Origin of the sequence: Cryobacterium sp. TMT2-42-4, from assembly GCF_004402645.1 — a bacterium.
Classification (GTDB): Bacteria; Actinomycetota; Actinomycetes; order Actinomycetales; family Microbacteriaceae; genus Cryobacterium; species Cryobacterium sandaracinum.
The window spans coordinates 59,641-86,207 of sequence record NZ_SOFT01000015.1; the positions used below are offsets into that span (position 1 = coordinate 59,641).

Consider the following 26,567-nt stretch of genomic DNA (forward strand, 5'->3'; position numbering starts at 1 on the left):
TGCCCGATTTGGCCCGCAGTGCTTGGCACGTTTGGTAGGCTAAAGGGTCGCCCGCGCGACGGTCAGGAGCCCCATTACAGATGTCAGTTGACCCACAGATCGAGCCGGAGCACGGATACGGCGCAGACGATATCCAAGTTCTCGAGGGGCTTGAAGCCGTTCGTAAACGACCCGGAATGTATATCGGGTCCACTGGACCTCGCGGCCTGCACCACCTCGTCTACGAGATCGTGGACAACTCCGTCGACGAGGCCCTCGCTGGTCATTGCGACACCATCGACATTAAGATCCTGGCGGATGGCGCGGTTCGCGTCGCCGACAACGGCCGCGGAATCCCGGTCGACATTCACAAGGCGGAGGGCCGATCGACCGTCGAGGTCGTGCTCACCGTTCTGCACGCCGGAGGCAAGTTCGGCGGCGGAGGGTACTCGGTGTCCGGCGGTCTGCACGGCGTGGGCAGCTCGGTTGTCAACGCGCTGTCCAGCCGCCTCGAGGTGGAGGTACGCCGCCAGGGTCACGTCTGGCGCCAGAGCTTCCACGACGGCGTGCCCAACGCTCCCCTCACCATGGACGAGCCGTCGGAGGCAACCGGCACCACCATCACGTTCTGGCCGAGTTCGGAGACCTTTGAGACCACGGTCTTCGACTTTGAGACCCTGCGGGCCCGCTTCCAGCAGATGGGCTTCCTGAATAAGGGACTCAGCCTCACGCTCACCGACGAGCGGCCGGAGAACCTCGACGACGAGGGCACGCCGGTCACCAAGACCTTCCTGTACGAGAACGGCCTTGTCGACTACGTCGAATACCTTAACCGGGCCAAGAAAGCCGACCTGGTCAACGACGAGATCATCTCGTTCGAGTGGGAAGATCACGAACGCAAGATGGCGCTTGAAGTGGCCATGCAGTGGACGACCGCGTACACCGAGAGCGTGCACACCTACGCGAACACGATCAACACCCACGAGGGCGGTACCCACGAGGAGGGCTTCCGCGCCGCGCTCACCACCCTCGTCAACAAATACGCCCGGGAAAAGGGCATCCTCAAGGAAAAAGACGACAACCTCACCGGTGACGACGTGCGCGAGGGCCTGACCGCCGTGGTCTCGATCAAGCTCGCCGAACCGCAGTTCGAGGGACAGACGAAGACCAAGCTGGGCAACACCGAGGCGAAGTCCTTCGTGCAGAAGGTCGCCAACGACCAGCTGTCCGACTGGTTCAACCGCAACCCCAACCCGGCGCGGGAAATCATCCGCAAGGCGCTTCAAGCATCGAACGCACGGATGGCCGCCCGTAAAGCGCGAGAGACCGCCCGGCGCAAGGGCCTCCTCGAGGGTGGCGGCATGCCCGGCAAGCTCAAGGATTGCCAGAGCAAGGACCCATCGCTTTCTGAAATCTTCATCGTGGAGGGTGACTCGGCCGGCGGATCCGCCGTGCAGGGCCGCAACCCCGAGTTCCAGGCGATTCTTCCGCTGCGGGGCAAGATCCTGAACGTGGAGAAGGCCCGGCTCGACCGTGCCCTCGGCAACGCCGAGGTTCAGGCCATGATCACGGCCTTCGGCGCCGGCATGGGCGAAGAATTCAACCCCGACAAGGTGCGGTACCACAAGATCGTTTTGATGGCCGACGCCGACGTTGACGGCCAGCACATCACGACCCTGCTGCTCACATTGCTCTTCCGGTATATGCGGCCCCTTATCGATCTCGGATATGTCTACCTGGCCCAGCCGCCGTTGTACCGCCTCAAATGGGCGAACTCGGCACACGAGTACGTCTACTCCGACCGAGAGCGCGACGCGCTCCTCGAAGACGGCGCCGCGGCCGGCAAGCGCATTCCGAAGGACAACGGGATCCAGCGCTACAAGGGTCTGGGCGAGATGGACTACAAGGAGCTGTGGGAAACCACGATGGCACCCGAGTCCCGCACTCTGCTGCAGGTCACCCTCGACGATGCTGCCGCCGCCGACGAAATCTTCTCCACCCTGATGGGCGAGGACGTCGAGTCCCGCCGTAACTTCATCCAGAAAAACGCGAAGGACGTGCGTTTCCTTGACATCTGACCACTCCAACACCGGCGGCATCTCGGGCGAGGGCCCCGACGGGACCGACACGGACGCCGCGTCCCTGGCGGCAGACACCGCGGCCAAGGCTGCGCACCTCGTGCAGCACGGCAAGATCGATCAGGTCGACCTGCAGCTGGAAATGCAACGCTCCTACCTCGACTACGCGATGAGCGTCATCGTCGGACGCGCGCTGCCCGACGTGCGCGACGGCATGAAGCCCGTGCACCGTCGCGTCATCTACGCCATGTTCGACGGCGGCTACCGTCCGGACAAGGCGTTCTCCAAGTGCGCCCGCGTGGTGGGCGACGTGATGGGGCAGTTTCACCCCCACGGTGACTCTTCGATCTACGACGCGCTCGTGCGCCTCGTGCAGCCTTGGAGTCTTCGTTATCCGCTGGCTCTCGGGCAGGGCAACTTCGGCTCCCCCGGCAACGACGGCGCCGCAGCCCCACGGTACACCGAGACGAAGATGGCCCCGCTCGCACTCGAAATGGTGCGCGACATCGACGAGGACACCGTCGACTTCCAGGACAACTACGACGGCCGCACACTCGAGCCCACCGTGCTGCCTTCCCGCTTCCCGAACCTGCTGGTCAACGGCTCGGTCGGCATCGCCGTGGGTATGGCCACGAATATCCCGCCGCACAACCTGCGCGAGGTGGCGGCCGGCGCCCTGTGGTACCTGCAGAACCCCGATGCGACCCGCGACGAACTGCTCGAAGCGCTGATCCAGCGCATCAAGGGCCCCGACTTCCCCACCGGCGCTCAGATCCTTGGCATCAAGGGCATCCAGGATGCCTATCGCACCGGCCGTGGTTCCATCACCATGCGTGCCGTGGTGAGCATCGAGGAGCTCCAGGGTCGCACCTGTCTGGTGATCACCGAGCTGCCGTACCAGGTCAACCCGGACAACCTCGCGATCAAGATCGCCGATCTGGTGAAGGACGGCAAGATCGGCGGCATCGCCGACATCCGTGACGAGACCAGTGGCCGCACGGGTCAGCGCCTTGTGATCGTTCTCAAGCGCGACGCGGTGGCGAAGGTCGTGCTGAACAACCTCTACAAGCACACCCAGCTGCAGGAGAACTTCGGCGCGAACATGTTGGCCATCGTCGACGGGGTGCCGCGCACCCTGTCCCTCGACGGCTTCATTTCCGCATGGGTCGCGCACCAGGTCGAGGTCATCGTGCGGCGCACCCAGTTCCGCCTGAAGAAAGCCGAAGCGGATGCGCACATCCTGCGCGGCTATCTCAAGGCCCTCGACGCCCTCGACGAGGTGATCGCACTCATCCGTCGCTCCCCCACCGTCGACGACGCTCGTACCGGCCTGATGGACCTGCTCGACGTGGACAAGCTCCAGGCCGATGCGATCCTGACCATGCAGCTGCGACGCCTGGCTGCTCTGGAACGACAGAAGATCATCGATCAGGCTGCCGAATTGGAACTGCAGATCGTGGAGTTCCAGTCGATCTTGGCCAGCCCGGAGCGTCAGCGCACCATCATCAGCGATGAGCTCACCGAGATCACCGACAAATTCGGTGACGACCGGCGCACCGAGATCATGTTCGGCTTCGACGGTGATATGTCGATCGAGGACCTCATCCCCGAAGAGGAGATGGTGGTCACGGTTACCCGCGGCGGCTATATCAAGCGCACGCGCAGTGACAATTACCGCAATCAGCACCGCGGCGGCAAGGGTGTCAAGGGAGCCCAGCTGCGGGCGGACGACGTGGTCGAGCACTTCTTCGTCACCACCACGCACCACTGGCTGCTGTTCTTCACGAACACCGGGCGCGTCTACCGGGCCAAGGCCTACGAAGCGCAGGAATCCGGCCGGGACGCGAAGGGCCAGCACGTCGCCAACCTGCTCGCGCTGCAGCCGGGTGAGGAGATCGCGCAGATCCTGGACATTCGCGACTACGGCGTGGCCCAGTACCTGACGCTTGCGACCCGCGACGGCCTGATCAAGAAGACCGAGCTGAGCGAATACGACACGAACCGCACGGGCGGCATCATCGCGATCAAGCTGCGCGAGGGCGACGAACTCGTCTCGGCCCTGCTGGTCGAAAATGACTCCGACCTGCTGCTCGTCTCCAAAAAGGGAATGTCGATCCGGTTCACGGCGTCGGATGAGGCGTTGCGCCCGATGGGACGCAGCACCTCCGGCGTCATCGGAATGCACTTCCGCGGCGAGGACAGCCTGCTGGACGCATCCGTGGTCTCGGACGACGGCTATGTGTTCGTCGTGACCGAGGGCGGCTACGCCAAACGCACCGCGGCCGACCAGTACCGCCTCCAAAACCGAGGCGGCCTGGGCATCAAGGTGGCCAAGCTCAACGACGACCGTGGCGACCTGGTGGGTTCACTGATCGTCGACGAGGAAGACGAGGTGCTCGTGGTACTTGCCAGCGGCAAGGTGGTACGCTCTGACGTCTCCGAAGTCCCGGCCAAGGGACGGGACACGATGGGCGTTGTTTTCGCTAAGTTTGCGGATGAAGACAGAATCATCGCCATAGCGAAAAACACCGAGCGCAATCTGGTGGCCGAGATCCTTGCGGCCGAACCGGAAAACGCCTTGGGAGAGGAAGAACCTGTAAATGAGTAGCGTCGCTGAAAAGCTCGCCAAGAAATCCAGCCACAAGCCGGCCGCGACCAAGCAGGTGCGGCTCAAGCTCGTCTACGTGGATTTCTGGTCGGCCGTCAAACTGTCTTTCCTGATCGCTCTGTGCCTGGGCATCGTCACGATCGTGGCCACGTTCCTGATCTTCACAATCTTGAACGGAACGGGCATCTTCGGCAAGGTCGACGACCTGTACACCGATATCGCCGGCGCTTCGTCCGATCTGGCCAGCATTCTGTCCATCGGGAACGTTATGGGCTTCGCCTTCGTCGTGGCCATCTTGAACACGGTCGTTATCACCGCGCTGGGAGCCGTCTACGCGGTTCTGTACAACCTGAGCGTGAAGATCACCGGCGGTTTGCTCGTCGGATTCACCAACAACTAGTCGTCGGATGTTGCCGGTCGGGTCGCTTTGCGGCTCGATTGGGAGAATCCCGCTGCATCGGGTAGTCTCAAACCTGCCCATTGGGGGGATATAGCTCAGTTGGTTAGAGCGCTTCGCTGATAACGAAGAGGTCCCAGGTTCAAATCCCGGTATCCCCACGCACGAACAGTTTCGACACTGCGGCATACAATCCCCGTGATCATGCGGGGCCATAGCTCAATTGGTAGAGCGCCTGCTTTGCAAGCAGGAGGTCCGGGGTTCGATTCCCCGTGGCTCCACAACAGAAGAACGCTCGGCCCCTTTTTGGAGGGGCCGGGCGTTCCTCATTTATTGACCCTCAGTCGCCTTCGCACCGCTTCAGCCTGCGATTTGGTACGGTGAGGCGCATGTCAGCCAACAACCGCCCAGCACTAGCGGCCGCAATGCTACCCTCCCGGCCCACGGCCGACAGGCTCGCGATCCCGGCCCTCTGGATGGGCATTGTGGCCTTCGTCGCCTGCTGGCTCCCGGTCCTCGGGCTATTGCTCGCCAGCGTAGGGATTGTGCTCGGCATTATCGCGCTGCGGCGCTCGAATCGCCGGGAGCTGGCGCAGATCGGGCTGATCCTCTCGATCGTCGCCGCGCTCTTCAATGTGGTCATCGACGTGAGTGTCGTCGTGTCGCTTTTGACGCAGCTCGAAGAACTCGAGGGTGCCTCGACGATTTTTATCGGCTGACCCGGTAACCCGAAAGAAAAAGGGGAGGGCCCGCATCCACTGGATGCGGGCCCTCCCTTGGTGTTGCAGTGGTGAGGTCTAGTCTTCGACTGACGTGGCGACGGCGGGCTCATCTTCTGCGACCCACAGCTCGTCGTCGGCGCGGAAGGTCTGCCAGACGGCGTAGGCGACGCCGGCGGCGGCGGCCAGGGCAACCCCGAGTGCGATGTAGGTGCCGGCGCCAGGACCCTTGTTCTCCAGCACGACAGGCTTCTGAAACCGCACGCGGTTCAGTGCCGCACGAACGCGGGCGTCGCGGGCGACGTCTCCGACGCTCATCACCGAGCCGATGGCCGTGCCGATTCCGCTGCCGATTCCGGGCAACACCCGGTCGATGACCTGATGGCGCACGCCTTCAGCGAGATCCTGAGTGGCCTGCACTCCAGGGCGCAAAAGGTGCTCGTAGCTTTCACGCACGCGGGGAGCAACTTCTTCACGGGTGAGGATGCCGGCCTGGCGGCTGGCCTCCCGTGCAATGGCGTTGGCACGCTCGAGCACTTCCTGCTGGTTGTTCCATAATTCGTCTGCGCTCTTACGCAGCCGAGTAAGTTCCTTGCGGCGCTTGCGTGACAGGCTCATCTGGACCCTCCATCGATGTCATGTGGCGAACACTGTCCATCTTGCCACGCAATCGTCTGGGAGGGCTCTGGGTAGAGCCGGTGTCGATCGGAATCCACCAATCCGGCTGTGCAAGAATTGGCTTCATGTCTAAGCACACTGCCGTCGCAACGCTCAATACCACCCTCGGACCGATCAAGGTCAACCTCTTCGGCAATCACGCGCCGAAGACCGTCAAGAACTTCGTCGGTCTCGCAACCGGCGAGATCGAGTGGAAGCACCCCGCCACCGGTCAAACCTCCAACGCACCTCTCTACGACGGTACGGTCTTCCACCGCATCATCAAGGACTTCATGATCCAGGCCGGTGACCCGCTCGGCCAGGGCACCGGCGGACCGGGCTACCAGTTCGACGATGAAATCAACCCGGACCTCGACTTCACCCAGCCGTACGTGCTCGCCATGGCGAACGCCGGTATCCAGGGCGGACGCGGAACCAACGGCTCGCAGTTCTTCATCACCGTCGTTCCGACGACCTGGCTGCAGGGCAAGCACACCATCTTCGGTGCCGTCGAAGACGAGGACTCCCGTGCAATCGTCGCCAAGCTCGCGACCGTGCCCACCGACGGCCGCGACCGTCCGCAGACCGAAGTCGTCATCGAGAGCGTCACCGTCGAGCAGGTCTAGGCTCCGCCTACGATGACAGGCCTGCCCGGAACCGCCGCTAACTTCTGCTACCGGCATCCGGGCAGGCAGAGTTACATCCTTTGCCAGCGCTGCGGCCGCACAATTTGCCCCGACTGCCAAACTCAGGGCGCCGTCGGCGTCATCTGCCCCGAGTGCATGAACGAGCAGCGCAGGAATGCCCCGCGCACCAAGCCGGCCATCCTGACCCGGCTGAAGAGCACCTCGCACCCGGTGACCACAGTGATCATCGGCGTCACACTGGCGGTGTACCTACTGCAGTTCATTCTGGGTAATGGTTTCACCAGCCTTCTCTGGTACGCGGGCGTCTACTCCTCCCCCGGGAACTTCGAGCCGTGGCGCATATTGACGAGCGTGCTCGTGCACGGCTCCATCTTCCACGTACTGCTGAACATGTACACGCTCTGGATCTTCGGTCAGATCCTTGAGGGAATGCTCGGTCGTGGCCGTTTCCTCGCCCTGTACGTGCTGAGCGGCCTCGCCGGATCCCTGGGCGTCCTGTTCCTGTCCGACCCCCGGATTCCCGTTGTCGGCGCCTCCGGCGCCATCTTCGGCCTGATGGGCGCGTTCCTGATCATCCAGCGGCGCCTGGGCGGCAACGCGACCCAGCTTTTGATCCTGGTCGGCATCAACCTGGTGATCGGATTCCTACCGGGGCTGAATGTGGCCTGGCAGGCGCACGTGGGCGGTCTGATCGCTGGGGCGGTGGTCGGGCTGATCTTCGTGCAGACCCGCCGCATCAAGCAGCAGCGGCTGCAGACCGTGCTGATAGCGGCTTTCGGGGCGTTGCTGGTGGTGCTCAGCGGTGCGATGTTCCTGACCTAACTCGCCGAGTGAGCCCCGATTGCCCTGGGCAGTGCGGGTTCGCGGAGGGTGGCCGAGGAGGGTGTTCCCGATGCCGACGCGTCGACGGAGATTTTGCGCTAGCGGCCCGTTTGGGCTGAGGAACGGGTGTCAACCCGTGTCCTTCCGGGAGCGACACAACCAAACGATGAGGACTCAAACCCCTAGGGCGTGGCTTCGGCCGCCTGATCACGCAGATAGCCGGCGAATCCTTCTGGAGTGCGCCCGGCGAGGCGACCGGAGGTAAGCACGGGGATCAGTTCGGTGCGAATCTCGCTCACCCTGAGACTGCGCAGGGCGGAGACCAGCCGCACGTCCTCGTGCCCGTCGACGCACGCGAATTCTCCGGCGTGCAGGTACCGGTCGGCGCGCACTCCGAGGTTCGCACCGTGAACATAGGTGTGGCCCTCGACCAGGCGGTGCTGGGCGTCCCACCTCTCCCTGCTTCCGTCGGACAACCCGTCGTCGGGAACCACGGTTCCCAGGACGAGATCGATGGAGTTGCGGGCGAATGCGAGCTGAACGGTCAGCCAGTTCGGCGGCACAGCGGAGTCGGCATCCGTCGTCGCGATCCACGTGGCCGAGGTGAACTGGTCAGAGGTCGGCACAAGGTGCCGCACCCCGGCGCGGCGGGCAACGCCGACAGCGCCACCGTTCGTCTCGATGCTCGCGAATATCGGCCACTCCGAGGCGACGTCGGCTGTACCATCACTGCACCGGTCGAGCACGACCACGACGTCGATGACCGGCGGAGCCTGACCGGCCACCCCGCCGACCTCTTCGACGGCCACGGCCAACGCCGCCAGGCATCTCGGCAGGAGCTCCTCCTCATTGCGGGCCGGTACCACGACGATGATTCTGTCGATCGCTCCGCGGCAGCTCACGGAACCAGACCCTCGCGTTGTGCTACCGAGCGCGCCGGCGCGGCTTCGAACACCTCGAGCAGGAAGTCGCGTTCTCGGTGCTCCACCGTGCGCTCGAACCCGGCCAGCCTGCCGAGTTCTGCGTGCACCTGGTCGCCGGTCAGTGGATACTCCGGCACCGGATGCCGCCAGTGGCAGGCCACGAGCACACCACCGGCAGCAAGGCTGTCGCGGCATCGCCCGAGAACCGCTCGCAATTCCTCCGCCGAGAAGTAGTACCCGACCTCGGAGAACACGATGAGATCGAAGGTGCCCTCCGGCCACTCGGTTGGCAGGGTGCGCCGTGCGAAAGTGACGCCGGAGCGTGACCTCAGCCGGGCGCGGGCGACCTGGAGCGGCTGCTCGGCGATGTCGACCGCGGCGACAGTGTCGCACCGGTCGGCAAGACCAGCCGTCAGCATGCCGATCGAGCAGCCCAGTTCCAGCGCCGCTCGGAAGCGTTTCCGAGGCAGCGCCGACAGGGTCAGTGACCGCTTGCGCTCCTCGTACCAGCGAGTTTCGAAACCCCACGGGTCACGGTTCCCGGCGTAGAACTCCTCAAAGAAGTTCCCGGCCAGACTCTCTCTATTCCCCGACTCTTTCTCAGTTTCGATCTCGACGAAAATCTCATAGGCGCGTTCGAAGTGCGCACCGAATTCCGCCTGGATGATCGCTTCGTCGCCGGGCAGCTCGGACAGCGGCTGCACCTGACTGGTGTGCAAGGCCATTGCCCTAGATTTGCGTCGACGGTCTTCGGGCGCCAGGTCGAGGGTTCGCAGCACGCCATCCGACCAGATCGGGTCCCCCGGGGTGGACCAGTGCCAGGCCCAAATCGGATATTCGAAGAGGCTGACACCTCGGCTGCGGGCCGCGCGGAGGGCGGCCTCGGCCGCCGCCGCATGGTCAGGATGGCCGTCCAGGCTCCAGGGGGCGACCAACCAGGTTCCCGGCCCGCCAGCCCCGAGCTCGGCGGAAATCGCCCGGGACACCTCCTCCGGGCGCTCGGCGAGGGATCCATCGGGGAGCTCGACCAGGCGCACCAGGGCCGTGGGCGCCAGGGCGGTGACGGCAGCCGTCACCTCAACCCGGCGCAATGCCGCAAGCCGCCCGGGGTCGTGCGTACGCGACCGGGGATGGGAGGCCTCACCATTGGTGAGCACCACAACCGTCACCGGAACTCCGGCCCGCCCGGCCCGGGCGATCAGCCCGCCGGCACCGAGCGTTTCGTCGTCGGGATGCGACGCGACCACGACGAGTCGACGCAATTCGTCGATGCGCAGTGCCTGCACGCCGGCCGCATCACCATGTACCGCCGTCCACACGGTTTCGGCCGTGCCGGCATCCGTGTGACTGAAGCTCACCACGGGGATACCCCGGCGTCCCGTAGTCGGCGGCCGAGCGCCGCGTCGTCCCGTTCGGCGTGGTGCTGGCGAACGTAGAGCTGCAGATCGGCGATGCGCCCAGCGTGCCGAGCGTCGAAGGCGAGCGGCGCGGGGCCGAGCGCGTGGCCCGTGCGGGCGATCACCTCGTCGACTGTACGCGCGACCTGGCCGCGCACCCGAGCTGCCAGGAGTGCACCCTGGTCACCGACGGCGTCCCCGGCGTCGATCGCCGCCGCGGCGGCAGCCAGGGTGGTCCCGGCGGCGGTCAGCGCGAGGTCGAGGGCGCCCAGGTACGCGAGCGCGATCTGATCGGGCTCTCGCTCCAGTACGGACTCCCAGACCCGCCTGGCTAGACCCACGGCGCCACCCCACCAGCAGGCCGCGACGCCGATCCCACCCCAGGCGAAGCCCGGTCTGCGGAGGTACCAGCCGTCGTCGCCGACCGGCCGAGCCATAGTGCCCCGGAACTCGACCGGGCCGCTCGGCACGGCGGGGAGCCCTCGGCTCACCCAGGCGTCCGTGCGGACGGTGATTCCGGGGTCGGCCAGGTCGACCACGAACAGCCGCCGGGTGGTGGCCGCGGTATTCGCCGTGACCAGGGCGTGGCTGAGCGAGCCGGCGAGCGAGCACCAGGGTTTCGTGCCGTCGAGACGCCACCGTGCGCCGCCGACCGGTCTCGCCTCGACACGAGACCCCGCGGCCTCGGCGGCGAAGACGCCCCAGCTCGGCTCCGGGCTGCCCCCTGCGACGAGCCCGGCCGGATCCAGGGCGGCCTGGTCGAGGATGGCGAGGGCGTCCAGATGCGCCTCGGCCACCCGCGCGGCCGTGAGGTCCGCGGCGGCCAGGGACGCCAGGGTTTCAAGCAGGCGTAGCGTCTGCCCTGAACCTGGTCGGGGAACGGAGCCGCCGAGCGCGCGGGCCAGTTCCAGGGCCCGCCCCGCGTCTCCGTTCACGGCGAAGGCAGCCGTTGCGGCGTCGCGCAGGCTGGACTCCGCCGTGCGTTCCCCGGGCACGGTCAGCCAGGCCGGGCCCGGACTTTCGATCCTCGTCAAACCGACCTCCTGGTTTGGTACCGACCACACCAGGGTCGGTGTGCAGGTGCGTGAAGCAGGAGCCGCAGCTTCCGACTCAGGCCTTGCCGGCTGGCCTGGTCGGGGCCTTGGCCGGCGCCTTGCGCGGGGTGCGGTTCTCGGCGCTGACCATCCAGGCGTACTGTTCCAGCTTCTCGATGAAGCCGTGCAGGATGTCGGCGCTCGTCGGGTCTTCCTCGTCGACCGCGTCGTGGACGGCACGGATGTTGTCGACCGCCGCGTCGAGGCGGTCGGTGACCAGGCCGACGGTCTCCGAGGTGTCTACCTCTCCGGCGGGGAACTTGGGCAAGTGGGTGGTCGCCGTGACCGTCTCGCTTCGGCCGTCCGGCAGGGCGTCGAGCGCGCGCATCCGCTCGGCCAGCTGGTCGGAGAATAGCCGGGCATCGTCGATGATCTCGTCGAGCTGGAGGTGCAGGTCCCGGAAGTTCTTGCCCACGACGCTCCAGTGCGCCTGCTTGCCCTGCACGTGCAACTCGATCAGGTCGACGAGGACGGACTGCAGGTTGGAGCCGAGTTCTGCTGATGCTTTCATGAGTTACGCCTCTTCTCACACAGCGAAAACACGTCTCGACCGCGTCTCGGCCGGTGCCCCCGCTTGGTTTCACACAGCACCCTAGCAGGTGCACGATGTGAGTCACAGCGCCGGGTTTCAGCGGGCGGCGCGGCCGCGGTTTTGACTGCCGGGAAAGTTATCCACAGGTTTGTCCACATGGGGATAATTACACCGTTGTCATTATCCCGCCGCGGGGGGTGCAGGACGGGGTCTCGACAGGCTTGACCACCGGGCCGGATAAGGGCGGGATCAGCGCCAGCGGGTGGTCATCAGGAAGCCCACGAAGGCGATCCCGAAACCGACCAGAATGTTCCACGACCCGAAACCAGCGACGGGCAGTGTTCCCTGGCTCACGTAGAAGACGATGATCCAGGCCAGCCCGATGAGCATGAAACCGAACATCACCGGCTTGAACCACACGGCGTTCGGACCGGCCTCGCCGGAGCGGGCGACCTCGGTGCGGGCGGGCTTGCTGCGGGGATTCGAGCGTGACATGCCTGCGATTCTAGCGTCTTTGGCTGGATTGACCGGCAGGCGCCCGGCAGAGAGGGCCCACCTCCCCGATTAGAATTGAGTCCATGTCCGAGCGAGCAGATCAGCCTCCCGCAGAGGCGACCCGCCACGCCCCCCGCCACAAGAGTCGCCCGCGACTCAGTGCCGTGGGAATCATCGGCGAGCTGCTCACCACGGCCGGTATTCTGGTGCTCGCATTCCTGGGCTGGCAACTCTGGTGGAATGACATGATTATGGCCGGTCAGCAGTCGAAGGCGGCAGCCGAGATCAGCCAGACCTGGATTGACGACGAGCGGTCCAGTCGCGATCAGGCCGCGGATTCCCCGCAGACAAGCGCCCCGGGGGAGTCGGCGCCGACCGACTTCGGCGACCCGGTCGTCCGTGAGGCTCCCCCCAGCGCCCAATCCTTCGCCGTGCTTTACGTGCCGCGATTCGGGGCGAACTATCACCGGTCCATCGCCGAGGGGATTGGCAACAATGTGCTCAACAGTTCCCGGTCGGGGATCGGCCACTACCCCGACACCCAGATGCCCGGTGAGGTCGGCAACTTCGCCCTGGCGGCGCACCGCAGTGCCAACGGCGGTGGCATGCACCTGATCAACGAACTCCAGCTGGGCGATGCGATCTATGTTCAGACCGCCGACGGCTACTACACCTACCGGTTCCGCGACCTCGAGTACGTCGCCCCGACCGCGGTCGATGTGATCGCGCCGGTGCCGCACAATCCGGATGTGGCGCCCGTCGATCGGTTCATCACTCTCACGAGCTGCAATCCCCTGCTCTCCACGGCCGAGCGCATCATCGCGTACGGTGTCTTCGAGGCGTGGCAACCGACATCTGCCGGCCCGCCGGCCGAAGTCGCGACCGTTATCAATGCCCAGGCCCAGGGCTAGGAGGCTCGAATGTACGCTGCTCTCTGGCGGGTTCTGCCCGGACCGGTCTGGCTCCGGATCGTGCTGGTGTTCGTGTTGCTCACAGCCGTGTTGTTCGTCCTTGCCACCTGGGTGTTCCCATGGGTGGATTCCATTGTCAACAATCAGGAAGTCACGGTGGGAAGCCCATGACCCGCATCCTCGTCATCGATAACTACGATAGTTTCGTCTACACGCTCAACGGCTACCTGATGGAGCTCGGAGCCGAAACGGTCGTGCTGCGCAACGATGCCTTCGCGCCGGAGGAGGCCGCGGCGCGCATCGCGGAATTTGACGGCGTGCTCATCTCACCCGGTCCCGGCAAGCCGTCCGACGCCGGCGTCTCCGTGCCGATCGTGCGCGCCGCCCTCGATTCCGGCCAGCCCCTGTTCGGCGTCTGCCTGGGGCACCAGGCGATTGCCGAGGCCTTCGGGGCCACGGTCACCAACGCCGAAGAGCTCATGCACGGCAAGACCAGCCTGATCACGCACGACGGCAGCGAATTCTACGCCGGGGTGCCGCAGCCGTTCACGGCGACGCGGTATCACTCGCTCGCCGTCGTCGACGGCACAGTGCCGAGCGACCTGATCGTCACCTCACGCACGGCGGGCGGCGTGATCATGGGGCTCCGGCACGTGAGTGCCCCTATTCTGGGTGTGCAGTTCCACCCCGAGTCGGTGCTGACCGAGGGCGGCTACCTGATGGTGGCGAACTGGCTGGCTCTGGCCGGACTGCCCGGCGCCCGGACGACGGCCCAGGGCCTCACTCCCCTTCTGAAGTTCAGCTGAGGCGGTCAGCCGCCGGGCCGGGACTCAGTCGGCAGCCGGGCCGGTGCAGTAGACCAGCGTGACCTCGGACTTCTGGGGCACGTCGCCCGGAGCCAGGGACTGCTGGGTCACCGGCGAGCCATCCTGCTGGGGACAGGTCTCATCGGGTGTGGGGATGGGGAACAACTGCACGTCGGCTGCGGCGAGCATATCGATCGCCGCGCTCAGGAGCTGACCCTCGAGGTCGGGGAGGGCTACGAGGCCGCTGGAGACGATGAAATCGACCGTGACGCCGGTTTTTTCCGTCGTCGCGGCGACTGGGTCGGTTCGGAGCACCAGACCGGCGGCGATGGTCGGAGAGTTCTCGCGAGTGACCGACCCCGCGGTGAGGCCGAGGTCCGTTACCGCGGTCTGAGCGTCGGCGAGGGGCAGGTTGGTGACATCCGGAACGTCGACCGGCTGGGCGCCGGTGGAGACATAAACCTCGATCAGGTCGGTCGGCTGGGCAATCGTGCCTGCCGGAGGGTCTGTGCGGATCACCTGGTCCTTGGGCACCGTGGCGCTGGCCTCCTCGGCCCGGATTGCGGCCAGGTCCTGGTCCAGAAGCGAATTCTGGGCGTTCTCATAGCTGAATCCGGTGAGCGACGGCACCCGGCGCGAGTTGTCGGGCAGATCAACGCTTGGCGTGAGGCTGAAGGCCCAGATCATGACGGAGAGCACGATGACGACGACGCTGAGGATACCGGCCCAGATCCAGATCACGGGTGGGCGGCGCTGCGTACGCACCATGGATTCGTCTTCGGTGAGCTGCTTGAGCGCGAGCTCGGAGCCGGAAGCCGCCAGCGGGGCAGCAGCGAACAGCCCGCCGCTGGAGTCATCGGACGTGGGGTACTCCGGAATCTGCCCTGACCCAGCCAGCTCGACGTCGGTGCGGAACTCCACGGCACTCTGGTAGCGCGCGAAACGGTCCTTCGCCAGGGAATGCAGCACGACGGCGTCGAGCGCGGGGGACACCCGGGAGTTGATCGAGCTCGGTTCGACCGGGGTCTCGCTGACGTGCTGGTAGGCGACAGCCACGGCGGAGTCTCCGCGGAATGGCGGGCGGCCGGCGAGCATCTCGAACAGGACCACGCCCGTGGAGTAGAGGTCGGTGCGGGCATCCACCGATTCACCCTTGGCCTGCTCGGGGGAGAAATAGGAGGCCGTGCCGAGGATGGCCGTGGTCTGCGCCACGGTCGTCGAGGAGTCGGAGATGGCCCGCGCAATGCCGAAGTCCATCACCTTGACCTGACCGGTCTTGGTGATCATGATGTTGCCGGGTTTGATATCGCGGTGCACGACGCCCGCGCGATGAGAGTACTCGAGGGCTGTCAGAACGCCGACGATGATGCGAACGGCCTCGTCGGACTGAACCGGGCCCTCGCGGATGATGTCCTTGAGCAGTCGACCGTCGACGTACTCCATCACGATGAACGGGATCTGCGATTCGTGGCCGCCGATCTCGGAGACAGACTCCTCGCCCGCGTCGAAGACGCGCACGATGGTGGGGTGAGCCATACGGGCGGCCGCCTGCGCCTCCTGGCGGAAGCGGGTGCGGAATGCCGGGTCGGCGGCAAGCGATGACTTGAGCAGCTTGATCGCGACCGTGCGGCCGAGCCGGGAATCGGTGCCGATGTGCACATCGGACATTCCACCTCGCCCGAGGAGCGCACCCACCCGGTAACGACCAGCGAGCAGACGGCCTTCATCAGTCAAAGCATTACTCCCAGCTCGCGCACACAGATCACCGTATTTTAGCCGTACCTTCCTGAGCCTCCGCTACGCCGCCGGGGTGACGGTGACGGGTGTACTGGACTCCGAGTAGGCCGATGCGACCTGGCCGCAGATGAAGCGGAACTTGACCGTGAAGGTGCCGGCGTCGGGACCCGCGGTGATCTTCGTAGAGGTAGCGTCCGGGCTGATCGGGCCGGGGGAGACGGCGTCGCCGTCGGCCACGACCTCATAGCCGGAGAGGGTCTGGCCGCTTGGGCAGGACTGTGCAGCCCAGGTGACCGTGGCCTCTGCTCCGGCGGCGACCGAGGCGGGGGCGACGGTGGGAGCCGCGGTCGGGTCGTCGGGGGTGACGGCGGGGGCGTAGACCGTGACCGTGATCGTGGAACCCTTCGTCACCGGGCCGGTGGGGTTCACGTCGTAGACGGTGTCGGCGATCTGCTCCGGGGTGGTGGCCGCGTTGCCGGTTTGGACATCCGCTACGAAGCCCAGCCCGGATAGCTTGTCGCGTGCCTCCGTGCTGGTCAGTCCCTGGTAGTCGGCCAGACTGACCTCGACGGTGTTGCTCGTTGGGGTCGGCGTGGGCGCCGGGGTCGCCGAAGGGGTGGGCGTTTTGCTCGGCGACGGAGTCACCGATGCCGGTGCCGACGTGGTCGGCGTCTCCACCGGCGTCGTGTTGTCCTGTGTGAACAGGGCGATCAGGGTGCCGGTGAGTACGAGCGCGAGCAGGGCGATCAGGCCGATCAGCGGCCAGGTCCACGGGCTGCGCTTCTTCTCTTCGGGTTCCGCCGCCGCGGAGGCACGCGTCGCGGGCGCTCCGGTGGGCAGCACGGTCGTGGCCTGCATTCCGCCGGCGCCGGGCATCAACATGGTCGCGGAGGTGGGCGTGACGCCGTTCATGATGGCAGGCACGGATGCCGCAGCGGCCGCGATGTCGCCGCGTCGGAGGGCTGCGGCGGCACGGGACAGGTGCGCGGCCGAGGCCGGACGGTCCGCGGGGTTCTTGGCCAGGCAGGAGATCACCAGGTTGCGCACCGGCTCCGACACCGTGTCGGGCAGGTCGGGGGCGGTCTCATTGATCTGCGCCATTGCGATCGCGACCTGGGACTCGCCCGTGAACGGCCGGCGCCCGGCGAGGCTTTCGTAAGCGACGATGCCGAGCGAGTAGATGTCGGTGGTGGGCGAGGCGGAGCGGCCGCTCGCCTGCTCGGGTGAGAGGTACTGCACGGTGCCCATGACCTGGCCGGTCGCGGTGAGCGGCACCTGGTCGGCGATGCGGGCAATGCCGAAGTCGGTGATCTTGACGCGGCCTTCGGGCGTGATCAACAGGTTGCCCGGCTTGATGTCGCGGTGCACGAGTCCGGCGGCGTGCGCGGCGTGAAGCGCGGCGGCCGTCTGGGAGACGATGTCCAGCACCTTGTCCGCTGGGAGGACATGCTCGCGCTCGAGGATGGTGGACAGTGCTTCCCCGGGTACGAGTTCCATCACAAGGAAGGCGCTACCGTCTTCTTCGCCGTAGTCGAACACGTTGGCGATGCCTTCGTGGTTGACGAGCGCGGCGTGGCGGGCCTCGGCGCGGAACCGCTCGAGGAACCCAGGGTCACCGTGGTACTCGTCCTTGAGAATCTTGATGGCGACCGTGCGACCGATTACGAGGTCGATCGACTTCCAAACCTCGCCCATCCCGCCAATGGCGATCCGGGACTGCAGCTCGTATCGTCCCCCGAAGGTGAGCCCTGATGTGGGTCTCATTTGTTCAGCACCGCCTCTAGTACTTCCTTTGCAATAGGTGCGGCAAGCAGATTGCCGTACCCTGTCTGGCCAAGTCCCCCGCCATTTTCAACGAGAACGGTGATCGCATATTTCGGATCCTCTGCAGGAGCGAATCCGGTGAACCACAGGGTGTAAGGCTCGTCCTCGGCGTTCTCCGCCGTGCCCGTTTTTCCTGCCACCTTGACCCCGTCTATTCTTGCATTGCTGGCGGCGCCATCCTGGACTCCGTTGACCATCATTTGGTTCAGTGTTGCCGCCGTTTCGGCGCTCATCACCCGTTTCATCGCTTCCGGCTCGAAGACCTGAATCGGACTCAGGTCCGGGGCGGTCACCTTGTCGACGAGGTTGGGCGTCATCAGCTGGCCGCCGTTGGCGATCGCAGCTGAAACCATCGCCATCTGCAGGGCCGTCGCACGGACATCCGTCTGGCCGAAGGCCGAAAGTGCGGTCTGGGCGTCGTCGAGAACCGTGGGGTACACGCTCTGAGACACGTCGAGGGGGATCGGATAGTCGCTGTTGAAGCCGAACTTCTCGGCCGTGTCGCGAATGGCCTTGTTGCCCAGCTGCAGACCCAGTTCGGCCAGCGGAATGTTGCAGGAGAGACGCAGGGCGGTGGCGAGGGTGACGGTGTCCCCTCCGCCGCAGGTGCCGCCGCCGGAGTTGATGACGATCGCCGACGAGCCGGGCAGCTGGTACGTGGGCGGGTTCGGGAAGGTGCTCTCCGGGGTGAACTTGCCCGATTCCAGGGCGGCCGTCATCACGACCAGCTTGAACACCGAGCCGGGTGGGTTGAGAGTCTTGGTGGCGCGGCTGAGCAGCGGGTTACCGTCGTCGTTCAGCAGCGACTGATAATTGTCGGTGACCTGCTGGTTGTCGTGCACGGTGAGCAGGTTCGGATCGTAGCTGGGCTTGGAGACCAGGGCGAGGATGCGACCGGTCGCCGGCTCGGAGACGACGACGGAGCCGGTGAGGTCGCCGAGGGCATCCCAGGCGGCCTGCTGCGCGACCGGGTCGATTGTGACCTCCACAGAAGCCCCCTTGGGGTTCTGGCCGGTGATCAGGGCGTTCATCTTGTCGAAGAACTGGGCGTCCGACGTTCCGCTGAGTTCGCCGTTAAGGGAGTGCTCCAGCCCGGTGGGCGTACCGTTGAGCGGAATGAACCCGGTGATCGGGGCGTAGAGCGGCCCATTGCTGTAGGTGCGCTGAAACTTGTATTCATCGTCGGCGGGCATCGACTGGGCGATCGGCTCGCCCGCGACGAGGATCGGACCGCGTTCGACGGAGTAGCTGTCGTAGAGCGTGCGGGTGTTGCGGGCATCCGCGGACAGGCTGTCTGCCTGGAAGACCTGCACGATCGTCGTGGAGACGAGCAGGGCCACGAACATAAGCAGGACCACGATGCTCACTCGTTTGAGTTCACGATTCATCAGACCACCAGCCTGGGTTGGTTGCGCACAGTGTCGGACAGGCGCAGGAGCAGAGCCACAATGATCCAGTTGGCGACGAGGGAGGACCCGCCGGCGGCGAGGAAGGGTGTGGTGAGACCAGTGAGGGGAATCACGCGGGTGACGCCGCCGATCACGATGAAGCACTGCAGGGCGATGACGAAGGAGAGACCCACGCCGAGCAGCTTGCCGAAGTCGTCATTGCCGGCGAAGCCGATGCGGAAGCCGCGCGCGACGAGGAGCAGGTAGAGCGCGAGGATCGCGAAGATGCCGGCCAGGCCGAGTTCCTCACCGAGGCTGGCGATGATGTAGTCGCTCTGGGGGACGGGGGTGATCTCTGGACGGCCCTGGCCCAGGCCCGTGCCGATGAGCCCGCCTTTGGCGAGACCGAAGAGCCCCTGCACCAGCTGGTAGCTGCCGCCGTCGGCCGCGTAGACATCCGGGTTGAGGGCGTCGAGCCAGTTCTGGAACCGGCCGTTGACGTAGTCCAAGGTCTGGCTGGCGATGAGGGCACCGCCGAGGAAGAGGGACATGCCCAGCAGCACCCAGCTGAGGCGCCCGGTGGCCAGGTAGAGCATGACCAGGAATAGACCGAAGTAGAGCAGGGCGGTTCCGAGGTCGCGCTGGAAGATGATCACGGACATGGACAGCGCCCAGACGACAAGGATCGGGCCGAGGTCGCGCAGGCGCGGGAAACGCATGCCAAGAAATTTCTTGCCCACCATGGAGAGGCTGTCGCGGTTGCGCACGAGGTAGCCGGCGAAGAAGACGGCCAGGGCGATCTTCGCAATCTCGCCCGGCTGGAAGGTGGCGAAGGATCCGACGCCGATCCAGACGCGCGCCCCGCTGACCTCGCGGCCGAGGCCGGGCACGAGTGGGAGCAGCAACAGTGCCACACCGACGAACCCGGCGATGTAGGTGTAGCGGAACAGCACCCGGTGGTTGCGGATGATCAGGATGACCGCGATCGCGCAGCCGATGGCCAGGGCGCTCCACACGGTCTGGCGCACGGAGGCGCTGGCCCAGCCGGACTCGTCGTTGGCCAGGTCGATGCGATAGATCATGGCGATGCCGAGGCCGTTGAGCAGGGTGGCGATGGGCAGGATGAACGGGTCGGCCTCCCGGGCCACGACGCGCAGCACCACGTGCATGGCCAGAACCAGCACCGACAGGCCGGCGCCGAGCAGCACCAGTGTCGTGTCGATTCGGCCGAGCGCGCCGAGCTGCACGAGCACGACGGTGGCCGCGTTGATGCCGCAGGCGATGAGCAGCAGGACCAACTCGAGGTTGCGCAGCTTCTGGGGCAGGTGCAGTCGGCGCACGCGACCCGTGCGGGGCGGGCGCGCGGGCGCATCCGTCGTCGTGGACCGGTTACTGGACGCTGGCATCTTGGAGCCGTTCGACGATAAGCAACGCATCCGCAAGGGAGGTTGCGCTGATGGTTTTTTCGACCTGCTGCCGGTCGTAGACCCGCAGTTCGGACAGCTCCAGGTCGGTGTCCTCGAAGACGGAGGACAGGGAGAGAGGGCCGAGGTCCTGCTGCACGCCCTGGAAGATGGCGACCGTGCTGCCTTCCACCCCCACGTAGTAACGGGACTGGGTCCACCGGTAGCCGAGGAAGCCGGCGCCGACGATGGCCAGGACCAGCAGGATGATGCCGACCAGCCAGGTGATCTTGCGGCGGCGGGCGCGGCGATTGTCTTCCTCGATCAGCTCCGAGAGATAGTCCTGGGAGTCAGGCTCGAAGTGCGTCTCCCGCACGGGGTGTAGGCGCAAGCTCGACATGCGCAGCGCCCGGCCGCGGGTGGGCTCCTCGCCGAAGGCGAGGGGAGCGGATGCCGACCCGACCACGGTGGGCATGTCGATGCGTTCGGCGGGTGAGCCGATGTCGACGACGACGATGGTGACGTTGTCAGGGGCTCCGCCGTCGAGGCTTTCCTTGACCAGGCGATCGGCCACGCCCTGGGCGTCAAGAGGGGTGAGCAGGGCCGCGGCGATGCCCGAATTAGAGACCACGCCGCTGAGCCCGTCGGAGCAGATCAGCCAGCGGTCACCGGGGAAGGTCGCAAGGATGGAGGTGTCGATCTCCGGCGCCGATTCGACGTCGCCCAGCACGCGCATGAGCACAGAGCGGCGCGGATGCACCATGGCTTCCGCCTCGGTGATGCGGCCGCTGTCGACGAGCCTCTGCACGAAGGTGTGGTCGATCGTGATCTGGGAAAGTTCGCCCTCGCGGAGCAGGTAGATGCGCGAGTCACCGATGTGCGCGATCGCCACCTCGTCTTCCAGCACGATCAGCGCGCTGACGGTGGTGCCCATGCCGGTGAGTTCGGCGTGCTCGAACACGGTCTCGGCGAGCTGTGAATTCGCGGCGATCAACGCCGCCTGCAGGGCGAACTCGGCGTCTTGCGGGGACTGGAAGTCCCGGTCAGCTTCCATGATGCGTTTGGTGGCGATCGCCGAAGCGACGTCGCCGCCGGCGTGCCCGCCCATGCCGTCGGCAACCAGGAAGAGATGGCGCCCGGAATATCCGGAGTCCTGGTTGTTGGACCGAATCTTTCCAACGTGGGACGTGGCCGCGCTGTGACTGACTGTCGCCATGCAGCTACCGCCGAAGCTCGAAGCTGGTTGCGCCGATCTTGACGGTGGTGTTCAGGGGGACCGGAGTCGGCACGGCCAAGCGGTTGCCGTCCAGGAAGGTGCCGTTGGTCGAATCGAGATCCTGGATCATCCACTTGTCGTGCCAGAGCATCAGACGCGCGTGGTGGGTGGACGTGTAGTCGTCACGGATGACGAGGCTCGAGTCGCCCGACCGCCCGATCGTGATCGAGTCGCCGGTGAGCGGGAATTCGGTGCCGGCCTTCGGGCCGGAGGTGATCACGAGGCGGGTCGCGTTCTGGCTGGTGGCCTTGTCGTCCACGGCGGTGAACGCCGGGCTCGGCCGAGCCGTGAACTGCTCCGTCGGCGCAGAGGCCGCGGTGGCGGGAGGCTGGGTGGCGCTCGGCACGGGCGTGGCGCTCGGGAACGTGGCGGGCGCGCCGGCTGCGCCAGCGACATCTGCCTGCATCTTGCGGGCGCGCTGGCCGAACAGGTCGCTGCGCAGGGCATAGACGATGCCGAAGATGAAGAGCCAGAGCACCAGCAGGAAGCCGAGGCGCAGCACAAGCAGGGTGAGCTCGCTGACGCTCATGCGGTGGGTCCCCAGAATCCATCCATGTCGTGACGTTCGCGGCCGCCGTCGCGGCGACGCTCGGTCACCGGCTCGGAAGAGGATGCCTGCGCGATGACCCGGAAGACGATGCGGGTGCGGCCGATGGTGACGACGGAATCGGGCTCGAGGATGGCCTGCGTGACCGGTGAACCGTTGAGCTGGGAGCCGTTTGTCGAGCCGAGGTCGCGCACCTGGGCACGGGAGCCGTCCCAGAGGATCTCGACATGCCGGCGGGAGGTGCCGGAGTCGTCGATGGTGATGTCGGCGTCGCTGCCGCGGCCGATGACGGTGTGCGACTGCGTCAGGGGGTAGCGCTTGCCGTTGACCTCGACCACGGGGATCCAGGCGACGCTGCCCTTGATCGTGCTGGAGTCGATTTGGACCATGCCCTCACTGAGGCCGCGATCCGCGGACAGGGTGATCGAGACGCCGCCGGCGAACTGGTAACGCTGCTCGCGGCCGTGCAGCTGCACGAGTTCGGTGAGCTCGTCGAGGAGGGTCTGGCCGAGGGCGGACATGCGCTGGAAGTCGGCATGGCTCATTCGCACCGTGAAGCGATTGGGCGCGAGAATGCGATCGCGGGACACGACCGCTGCTTTTGTGTCGAGTTCGCGACGCAGCGCTGAGGTGATTTCCACCGGCTGCAGCCCCGACCTGAAGGTCTTGGCGAACGCACCGTTGACGGCGCGTTCGAGACCCTTTTCAAAACTATCCAGAATGCCCACAGGTCTCCCGATCCGATCCTTTCGGCTATGAGCATGTTACTTGTCCCAAGTGTTAACTCACCCGCCGGGCAATACCCGGTGAGGGTTGTCATCCTACGGGAGCCAGTCCGGGTCGCCATGTCGGGCCCCTATCGGGCGCGTGTTCAGGATGTTCGCCACGCCGCGCAGACCTGTGTTCGCGTGGCCTGCCTGCCTCGAATGGCGTTGTGCCCTCGGAAAGTGCTAATCTGCCTAAGTTCGCGCGAGTGGCGGAATTGGCAGACGCGCTGGCTTCAGGTGCCAGTGTTCGAAAGGACGTGGGGGTTCAAGTCCCCCCTCGCGCACAGTGGGTGTTTCAGGAAATCCAAGCGAACAGGCCGGTTGAGCAGAAATGCTCAGCCGGCCTTCTGCATTTAACGAGTCCGAGCGAAGTCAGGAGCGGTTTCGATGCTCGCCGCTCGGGGTTTTGCGGGTTAAACGCCAACCAGCCTGCTGGTAGGCAGGCTGAAGCGTTCGGTGCGCGGGGTGACGTTCGGAATTGGCGGAGGTTCCCGCTACTGCGGCGGTGCCAGGGCGGGAAGTGCGCTGTGTTTATTCAGCGGTGTTCCGGTGGCTTCTTTGCGTCGGCGTCCTCGGGAGAGACTCTCGCCGCTGTCACGTTCCGCGGTCTTCACGAAGAAGTCGAATATCTTCCGCAGGTTCGATGAGACTGCGGCGAGGGTTGCCGCGAGGTAATTGAAGGCGAACCCGCGACCGGACCGTTTGCTGACGTTGGCGAGGTCCTCGAAATTCTTTGACTTCAGGGTCTTGTTGGCGGACTCGACGAGGCTGCGCATGCCGAAGTATTTCCGGTGCTCTGGGGATTTGAAGGCGAACTTCTGGAGGTGCTTCACGGCCAACCGGGGGTTCTTATTCCGTTCGGCTGGGGCTCCAGCATCCATCGGGATGGTGACGGTCGCTGGTGTGACGGGTCTGGCGACGCGCTTCCCGTTGGCACGGTCGATTGCCATGTAGGTGCCGGGAGTGGGATACATGAAACGCTGGAATCCGTCTTTGTCGGGGCGCCCTTTCGGCTTCATTCGGTAGGCATCGCGTCTGGCGAGGTAGGCCTGGAAGGTGATTTTGTCGAGCTGTCGCTTGGGCTTCTCGGGGTTGAGGGGGTCGCTCACCCGGGTGTTGTAGTTCTTGGCGGCATCGATGAGATCCTGGGGCATCCAGGTGACGTACCAGTTTCCGTCGACCAGGATGAGGTCGCGCCACTGGTTTTGTAGTCCGAGGTCTGGCTTCTTGTAGTCGATGACGAGTTCGCAGCCTCGCTGTCGCACGGGAATGTGGAAGTTGCGCGGTTTCTCTCCGTTGTAGGCCCGGTCCACGATCACGAGGCCGCTCGTGAACCCCAGTCGCTGATGAGAGTCCAGGAGTCGGACCCCAGAACCGATGATTTCACCCGGCCGATGGAACCCAACCGCGGTGATCAGGGAAGGGAAGACCGTGTTCTGGCCTGGTTTGTCCCACACCATGACGCTGATTTCGAGCTCGAAGCCCGCCTTGTCGGTTTTTGCGCCCTGCCCGTCGTGTTTTCCGCCCCGGCGGTACCGTCCCGAGTGCGGGTCGGCATTCCCTCGCCGCATTCCTTTATCTGTTGGGTTGGGTCGCCCGGTGCCTGGGATGAGGGTGGCGTCTGCGGCGATGTTGCCGTGGTATCGGGCCCAGATATCTGCAGGGAGCATCCGTACGCTCGTGTGGAGGAGCTGTTCACAGAGCCAGTCGAGGCGAGCCAGATTGCGTTCGGACTTCTGCAGGGCTTTCGGCGTCGATTGCTTGGCGAGGAGTTTGGCGAATGGTTTGGGCTTAAGTCGCTTGTTCCGAGGGGCCGGATGCGGGTCGATGAGGTTCATCATGCGGTTCGCTGAGCGCCAGAGGCGCTGATATCAGTCGTCGTGGTCGCCCGACCGGTCCTCGATGCCTAGGAGGACGAATACCTCGGCGCCGAAGTGGACGTCAAGGGTCTCAGCGATGCGATGGTAGTTGATGCCGTAGCCGAGTTGGACGTGAAGAAGAAAAAGGACCAGAACTGCCCGGAACGGAATGGTGGGCTTGACTCCTGCATTCGACTTCAGTCGCATAGCTCGCCATTCGAGCAGTTTCGTGACTACTCCGGAGTTGTCGACGATCCGGATGGCATTGGTCAGGTAGGCGCGCGATACGGGGCCGCGGGCGCGCTCTCGCTTGTACTCATGGCGGGTCATGCCAAATGTTGCTTGCATCCGCTGTTCGAGCAGCGCTGCGTCGGAAATGGTGCTCACGGGGTGACCTCCCCGCGCAGCTGTACCCGGTAGCTGTCATCGTCGAGTAAATCGACGTACTCCAGGTAGCGGGGCAGATTTTCGAACTTGTCGACGCCCAGGCATCAACTCCTTGATTCGGGTGCCGGTGCGGAGATGGGCGACAATCCAGGTTGCCCGTAGTCGGTCACCCCGCGGCCTCTGGCCCACTGTGTATTGAGTGAAGCTGGAGAGGAGTTTGCCATCGAGGGTGCGGTTCGGCTTGCCCCAGATGGGAATGTCCCGAAGGACCTGCGCCAGTATCGCGACCATCCACGGCTCCCACTGGCCCTCGAGGGGGACAAGTCGGGGGTTGGTGCCACGGACGGTGATTGTGACGCCGAGCTCGTCAACGAGGACGTCGTCGGGATAGATGGTGCTGACATCGCTGGAGCGGAGGCCAGCTCCCGCGCAGAACACAAGCATGAGCATTGCGCTCCGTCGCTTCTCCGCACTGGGTTGTCCGACCGCCCACAGCGAGAACTCCTCCATTTCCTTCTTTGAATAAGGCGCGGCGATGCGCTTTTTGGACAACGGGGTCATGGTTTCGGGGTGTTCCTCGGGAGCGACGACCTTGGAGACCCGCATCAGAATCGCACGGTAGTTGCGGCGGGTGCCCTCTGAACGGTCGGGGTTCTCCTGGCTGCAGTACATGTCGATGGCCTGTCGGCTGAAAATGACATCGGCCTGCAACGGCCAGCCCTGCTCAGCCACGCACCACAGCGCAAACGCGCTGGTGACGGTGAGGAGCAACGAGGCGGTGTACGTGGTCTTGGGAGCGGCGAGGAAACAGGCGTCCTTCACGAACGCTTCAATGCGCGTCCATTCGGGGTGGCTGCGCTGTGGTTTGTAGTTGGTCATGACTGCGCGCACCCCCTCGTTCATCTGGCTGTAGCTACAGCTAGAGAGTAGACCAGCTACCTCCGACAGGGGCGAATCCGAGAACGCGCCGATGACTGCGGATAGGCTCTGCATATGAGTCCGCGCCCAGCTCGTGTCGCCCCACACGAGTTGTGTGTCGACTGGCCGACGATGCCGAGCGATGACCCGGTCGCCGAGATAGCGCGACGGTTGGTGCTCAACCTGCGGGAAGCCATCGGTGACCGAAGCATTAGAGAGGTTGCCCGCGTTACCGGCGTTGACCGGGCCACGATCGCTGCCGTGCTCAATGGCCTGTCCTGGCCGGACATTGTGACGCTCGCAAAACTCGAGATCGGGCTGCACCTCTTGCTGTGGCCCCCGCGTGCGGGCGAGACGGCCTGAGGAATGGTTGGAAGGTGTATTCACCCTTACTCT

At 65.2% G+C, this 26,567-nt stretch carries 26 protein-coding genes and 3 tRNA genes; 13 read left to right on the forward strand and 16 right to left on the reverse strand.

Annotation, left to right across the window (positions count from 1 at the left end; all coding sequences use genetic code 11):
• Positions 1 to 80: 80 nt before the first annotated feature.
• The 6 genes from gyrB (at position 81) to E3O18_RS04440 (ending at position 5,781) form a co-directional block, all read left to right on the forward strand.
• Complete coding sequence (gyrB, locus tag E3O18_RS04415) at positions 81 to 2,057, forward strand: DNA topoisomerase (ATP-hydrolyzing) subunit B (RefSeq protein WP_134394358.1); 1,977 nt, start codon at positions 81 to 83, stop codon at positions 2,055 to 2,057.
• Between the two features lie 64 nt (positions 2,058 to 2,121).
• Complete coding sequence (gene gyrA / locus E3O18_RS04420) at positions 2,122 to 4,665, forward strand: DNA gyrase subunit A (protein ID WP_241973445.1); 2,544 nt, start codon at positions 2,122 to 2,124, stop codon at positions 4,663 to 4,665.
• Positions 4,658 to 5,065: a DUF3566 domain-containing protein gene (locus E3O18_RS04425; protein WP_134394356.1), complete on the forward strand. Its 408-nt coding sequence runs from the start codon at positions 4,658 to 4,660 to the stop codon at positions 5,063 to 5,065. Before gyrA ends, E3O18_RS04425 begins: the two co-directional genes overlap by 8 nt.
• 84 nt (positions 5,066 to 5,149) lie before the next feature.
• Positions 5,150 to 5,223, forward strand: a tRNA-Ile gene (locus E3O18_RS04430).
• A 47-nt stretch (positions 5,224 to 5,270) separates the two neighbouring features.
• Positions 5,271 to 5,343: transfer RNA gene (locus E3O18_RS04435), tRNA-Ala, on the forward strand.
• A 108-nt stretch (positions 5,344 to 5,451) separates the two neighbouring features.
• The gene (locus E3O18_RS04440; protein WP_134417604.1) at positions 5,452 to 5,781 is read left to right on the forward strand and encodes a hypothetical protein; all 330 of its coding nucleotides are present in this window, start codon (positions 5,452 to 5,454) and stop codon (positions 5,779 to 5,781) included.
• A 78-nt stretch (positions 5,782 to 5,859) separates the two neighbouring features.
• Here the strand turns inward: E3O18_RS04440 and E3O18_RS04445 are convergent, their stop codons facing one another.
• Positions 5,860 to 6,399, reverse strand: a complete 540-nt coding sequence (locus E3O18_RS04445) for a hypothetical protein (protein ID WP_134394354.1) — start codon at positions 6,397 to 6,399, stop codon at positions 5,860 to 5,862.
• 125 nt (positions 6,400 to 6,524) lie between these two features.
• On the opposite strand from E3O18_RS04445, the gene E3O18_RS04450 reads away from it, so the two are divergent.
• Both E3O18_RS04450 and E3O18_RS04455 read left to right on the forward strand, forming a co-directional pair.
• The gene (locus E3O18_RS04450; protein WP_134364746.1) at positions 6,525 to 7,064 is read left to right on the forward strand and encodes a peptidylprolyl isomerase; all 540 of its coding nucleotides are present in this window, start codon (positions 6,525 to 6,527) and stop codon (positions 7,062 to 7,064) included.
• 156 nt (positions 7,065 to 7,220) lie between these two features.
• Entirely contained in the window at positions 7,221 to 7,907 is a 687-nt protein-coding gene (locus E3O18_RS04455) for a rhomboid family intramembrane serine protease (RefSeq protein ID WP_241973443.1), read from the forward strand.
• A gap of 182 nt (positions 7,908 to 8,089) precedes the next feature.
• On the opposite strand, the gene E3O18_RS04460 is transcribed toward E3O18_RS04455, so the two are convergent.
• From E3O18_RS04460 to E3O18_RS04480, 5 genes are all read right to left on the reverse strand, one after another.
• Positions 8,090 to 8,809, reverse strand: coding sequence for a glycosyltransferase family A protein (locus E3O18_RS04460; RefSeq protein WP_134394352.1), 720 nt, complete (start codon positions 8,807 to 8,809; stop codon positions 8,090 to 8,092).
• Positions 8,806 to 10,191, reverse strand: a complete 1,386-nt coding sequence (locus tag E3O18_RS04465; RefSeq protein WP_134417606.1) for a bifunctional PIG-L family deacetylase/class I SAM-dependent methyltransferase — start codon at positions 10,189 to 10,191, stop codon at positions 8,806 to 8,808. The genes E3O18_RS04460 and E3O18_RS04465 overlap by 4 nt, the downstream gene beginning before the upstream one ends.
• Positions 10,185 to 11,261 (reverse strand): acyl-CoA dehydrogenase, encoded by a 1,077-nt coding sequence (locus E3O18_RS04470; RefSeq protein ID WP_134398535.1) that lies wholly within the window; start codon positions 11,259 to 11,261, stop codon positions 10,185 to 10,187. Before E3O18_RS04470 ends, E3O18_RS04465 begins: the two co-directional genes overlap by 7 nt.
• 76 nt (positions 11,262 to 11,337) lie before the next feature.
• Complete coding sequence (locus E3O18_RS04475) at positions 11,338 to 11,832, reverse strand: DNA starvation/stationary phase protection protein (protein WP_134394349.1); 495 nt, start codon at positions 11,830 to 11,832, stop codon at positions 11,338 to 11,340.
• A 270-nt stretch (positions 11,833 to 12,102) separates the two neighbouring features.
• Positions 12,103 to 12,348 (reverse strand): cell division protein CrgA, encoded by a 246-nt coding sequence (locus E3O18_RS04480; protein ID WP_104100630.1) that lies wholly within the window; start codon positions 12,346 to 12,348, stop codon positions 12,103 to 12,105.
• A gap of 83 nt (positions 12,349 to 12,431) precedes the next feature.
• Here E3O18_RS04480 and E3O18_RS04485 point away from each other — a divergent pair, with 83 nt between their 5' ends.
• Genes E3O18_RS04485 through E3O18_RS04490 form a run of 3 tightly spaced genes read left to right on the forward strand, consistent with a single transcriptional unit; the run spans position 12,432 to position 14,065 of the window.
• Positions 12,432 to 13,259, forward strand: a complete 828-nt coding sequence (locus E3O18_RS04485; protein WP_134394348.1) for a class E sortase — start codon at positions 12,432 to 12,434, stop codon at positions 13,257 to 13,259.
• Between the two features lie 9 nt (positions 13,260 to 13,268).
• On the forward strand, positions 13,269 to 13,430 hold the full coding sequence (locus tag E3O18_RS16040; RefSeq protein WP_166784535.1) for a hypothetical protein: 162 nt from the start codon (positions 13,269 to 13,271) through the stop codon (positions 13,428 to 13,430).
• Complete coding sequence (locus E3O18_RS04490) at positions 13,427 to 14,065, forward strand: gamma-glutamyl-gamma-aminobutyrate hydrolase family protein (RefSeq protein ID WP_134394347.1); 639 nt, start codon at positions 13,427 to 13,429, stop codon at positions 14,063 to 14,065. Before E3O18_RS16040 ends, E3O18_RS04490 begins: the two co-directional genes overlap by 4 nt.
• A gap of 24 nt (positions 14,066 to 14,089) precedes the next feature.
• On the opposite strand, the gene pknB is transcribed toward E3O18_RS04490, so the two are convergent.
• From pknB to E3O18_RS04525, 7 genes are all read right to left on the reverse strand, one after another.
• A complete protein-coding gene (gene pknB, locus E3O18_RS04495; protein ID WP_134394346.1) occupies positions 14,090 to 15,799 on the reverse strand; it encodes a Stk1 family PASTA domain-containing Ser/Thr kinase in 1,710 nt (569 codons plus the stop codon).
• Between the two features lie 63 nt (positions 15,800 to 15,862).
• Complete coding sequence (locus tag E3O18_RS04500) at positions 15,863 to 17,566, reverse strand: serine/threonine-protein kinase (protein ID WP_134417607.1); 1,704 nt, start codon at positions 17,564 to 17,566, stop codon at positions 15,863 to 15,865.
• A complete protein-coding gene (locus E3O18_RS04505; protein WP_134417608.1) occupies positions 17,563 to 19,014 on the reverse strand; it encodes a penicillin-binding protein 2 in 1,452 nt (483 codons plus the stop codon). Before E3O18_RS04505 ends, E3O18_RS04500 begins: the two co-directional genes overlap by 4 nt.
• Positions 19,014 to 20,420, reverse strand: a complete 1,407-nt coding sequence (locus E3O18_RS04510) for an FtsW/RodA/SpoVE family cell cycle protein (protein ID WP_134394343.1) — start codon at positions 20,418 to 20,420, stop codon at positions 19,014 to 19,016. The genes E3O18_RS04505 and E3O18_RS04510 overlap by 1 nt, the downstream gene beginning before the upstream one ends.
• The gene (locus E3O18_RS04515; RefSeq protein WP_134394342.1) at positions 20,404 to 21,633 is read right to left on the reverse strand and encodes a PP2C family serine/threonine-protein phosphatase; all 1,230 of its coding nucleotides are present in this window, start codon (positions 21,631 to 21,633) and stop codon (positions 20,404 to 20,406) included. The genes E3O18_RS04510 and E3O18_RS04515 overlap by 17 nt, the downstream gene beginning before the upstream one ends.
• 4 nt (positions 21,634 to 21,637) lie before the next feature.
• The gene (locus E3O18_RS04520) at positions 21,638 to 22,222 is read right to left on the reverse strand and encodes an FHA domain-containing protein (protein ID WP_134394341.1); all 585 of its coding nucleotides are present in this window, start codon (positions 22,220 to 22,222) and stop codon (positions 21,638 to 21,640) included.
• Entirely contained in the window at positions 22,219 to 22,968 is a 750-nt protein-coding gene (locus E3O18_RS04525; RefSeq protein WP_134394340.1) for a DUF3662 and FHA domain-containing protein, read from the reverse strand. The genes E3O18_RS04520 and E3O18_RS04525 overlap by 4 nt, the downstream gene beginning before the upstream one ends.
• Before the next feature lie 239 nt (positions 22,969 to 23,207).
• Between E3O18_RS04525 and E3O18_RS04530 the strand changes: the two genes are divergently transcribed.
• Positions 23,208 to 23,291, forward strand: a tRNA-Leu gene (locus tag E3O18_RS04530).
• A gap of 210 nt (positions 23,292 to 23,501) precedes the next feature.
• Here the strand turns inward: E3O18_RS04530 and E3O18_RS04535 are convergent.
• Genes E3O18_RS04535 through E3O18_RS04545 form a run of 3 tightly spaced genes read right to left on the reverse strand, consistent with a single transcriptional unit; the run spans position 23,502 to position 26,132 of the window.
• The gene (locus tag E3O18_RS04535; RefSeq protein WP_134417609.1) at positions 23,502 to 24,848 is read right to left on the reverse strand and encodes a hypothetical protein; all 1,347 of its coding nucleotides are present in this window, start codon (positions 24,846 to 24,848) and stop codon (positions 23,502 to 23,504) included.
• A 30-nt stretch (positions 24,849 to 24,878) separates the two neighbouring features.
• On the reverse strand, positions 24,879 to 25,253 hold the full coding sequence (locus tag E3O18_RS04540; protein ID WP_134394338.1) for a hypothetical protein: 375 nt from the start codon (positions 25,251 to 25,253) through the stop codon (positions 24,879 to 24,881).
• Between the two features lie 36 nt (positions 25,254 to 25,289).
• Positions 25,290 to 26,132 carry a hypothetical protein gene (locus E3O18_RS04545; protein ID WP_134394337.1) on the reverse strand — a complete coding sequence of 281 codons (843 nt, stop codon included), beginning with the start codon at positions 26,130 to 26,132 and terminating at the stop codon, positions 25,290 to 25,292.
• A gap of 114 nt (positions 26,133 to 26,246) precedes the next feature.
• On the opposite strand from E3O18_RS04545, the gene E3O18_RS04550 reads away from it, so the two are divergent.
• The gene (locus E3O18_RS04550) at positions 26,247 to 26,534 is read left to right on the forward strand and encodes a helix-turn-helix transcriptional regulator (RefSeq protein WP_134394336.1); all 288 of its coding nucleotides are present in this window, start codon (positions 26,247 to 26,249) and stop codon (positions 26,532 to 26,534) included.
• Positions 26,535 to 26,567 lie beyond the last annotated feature (33 nt).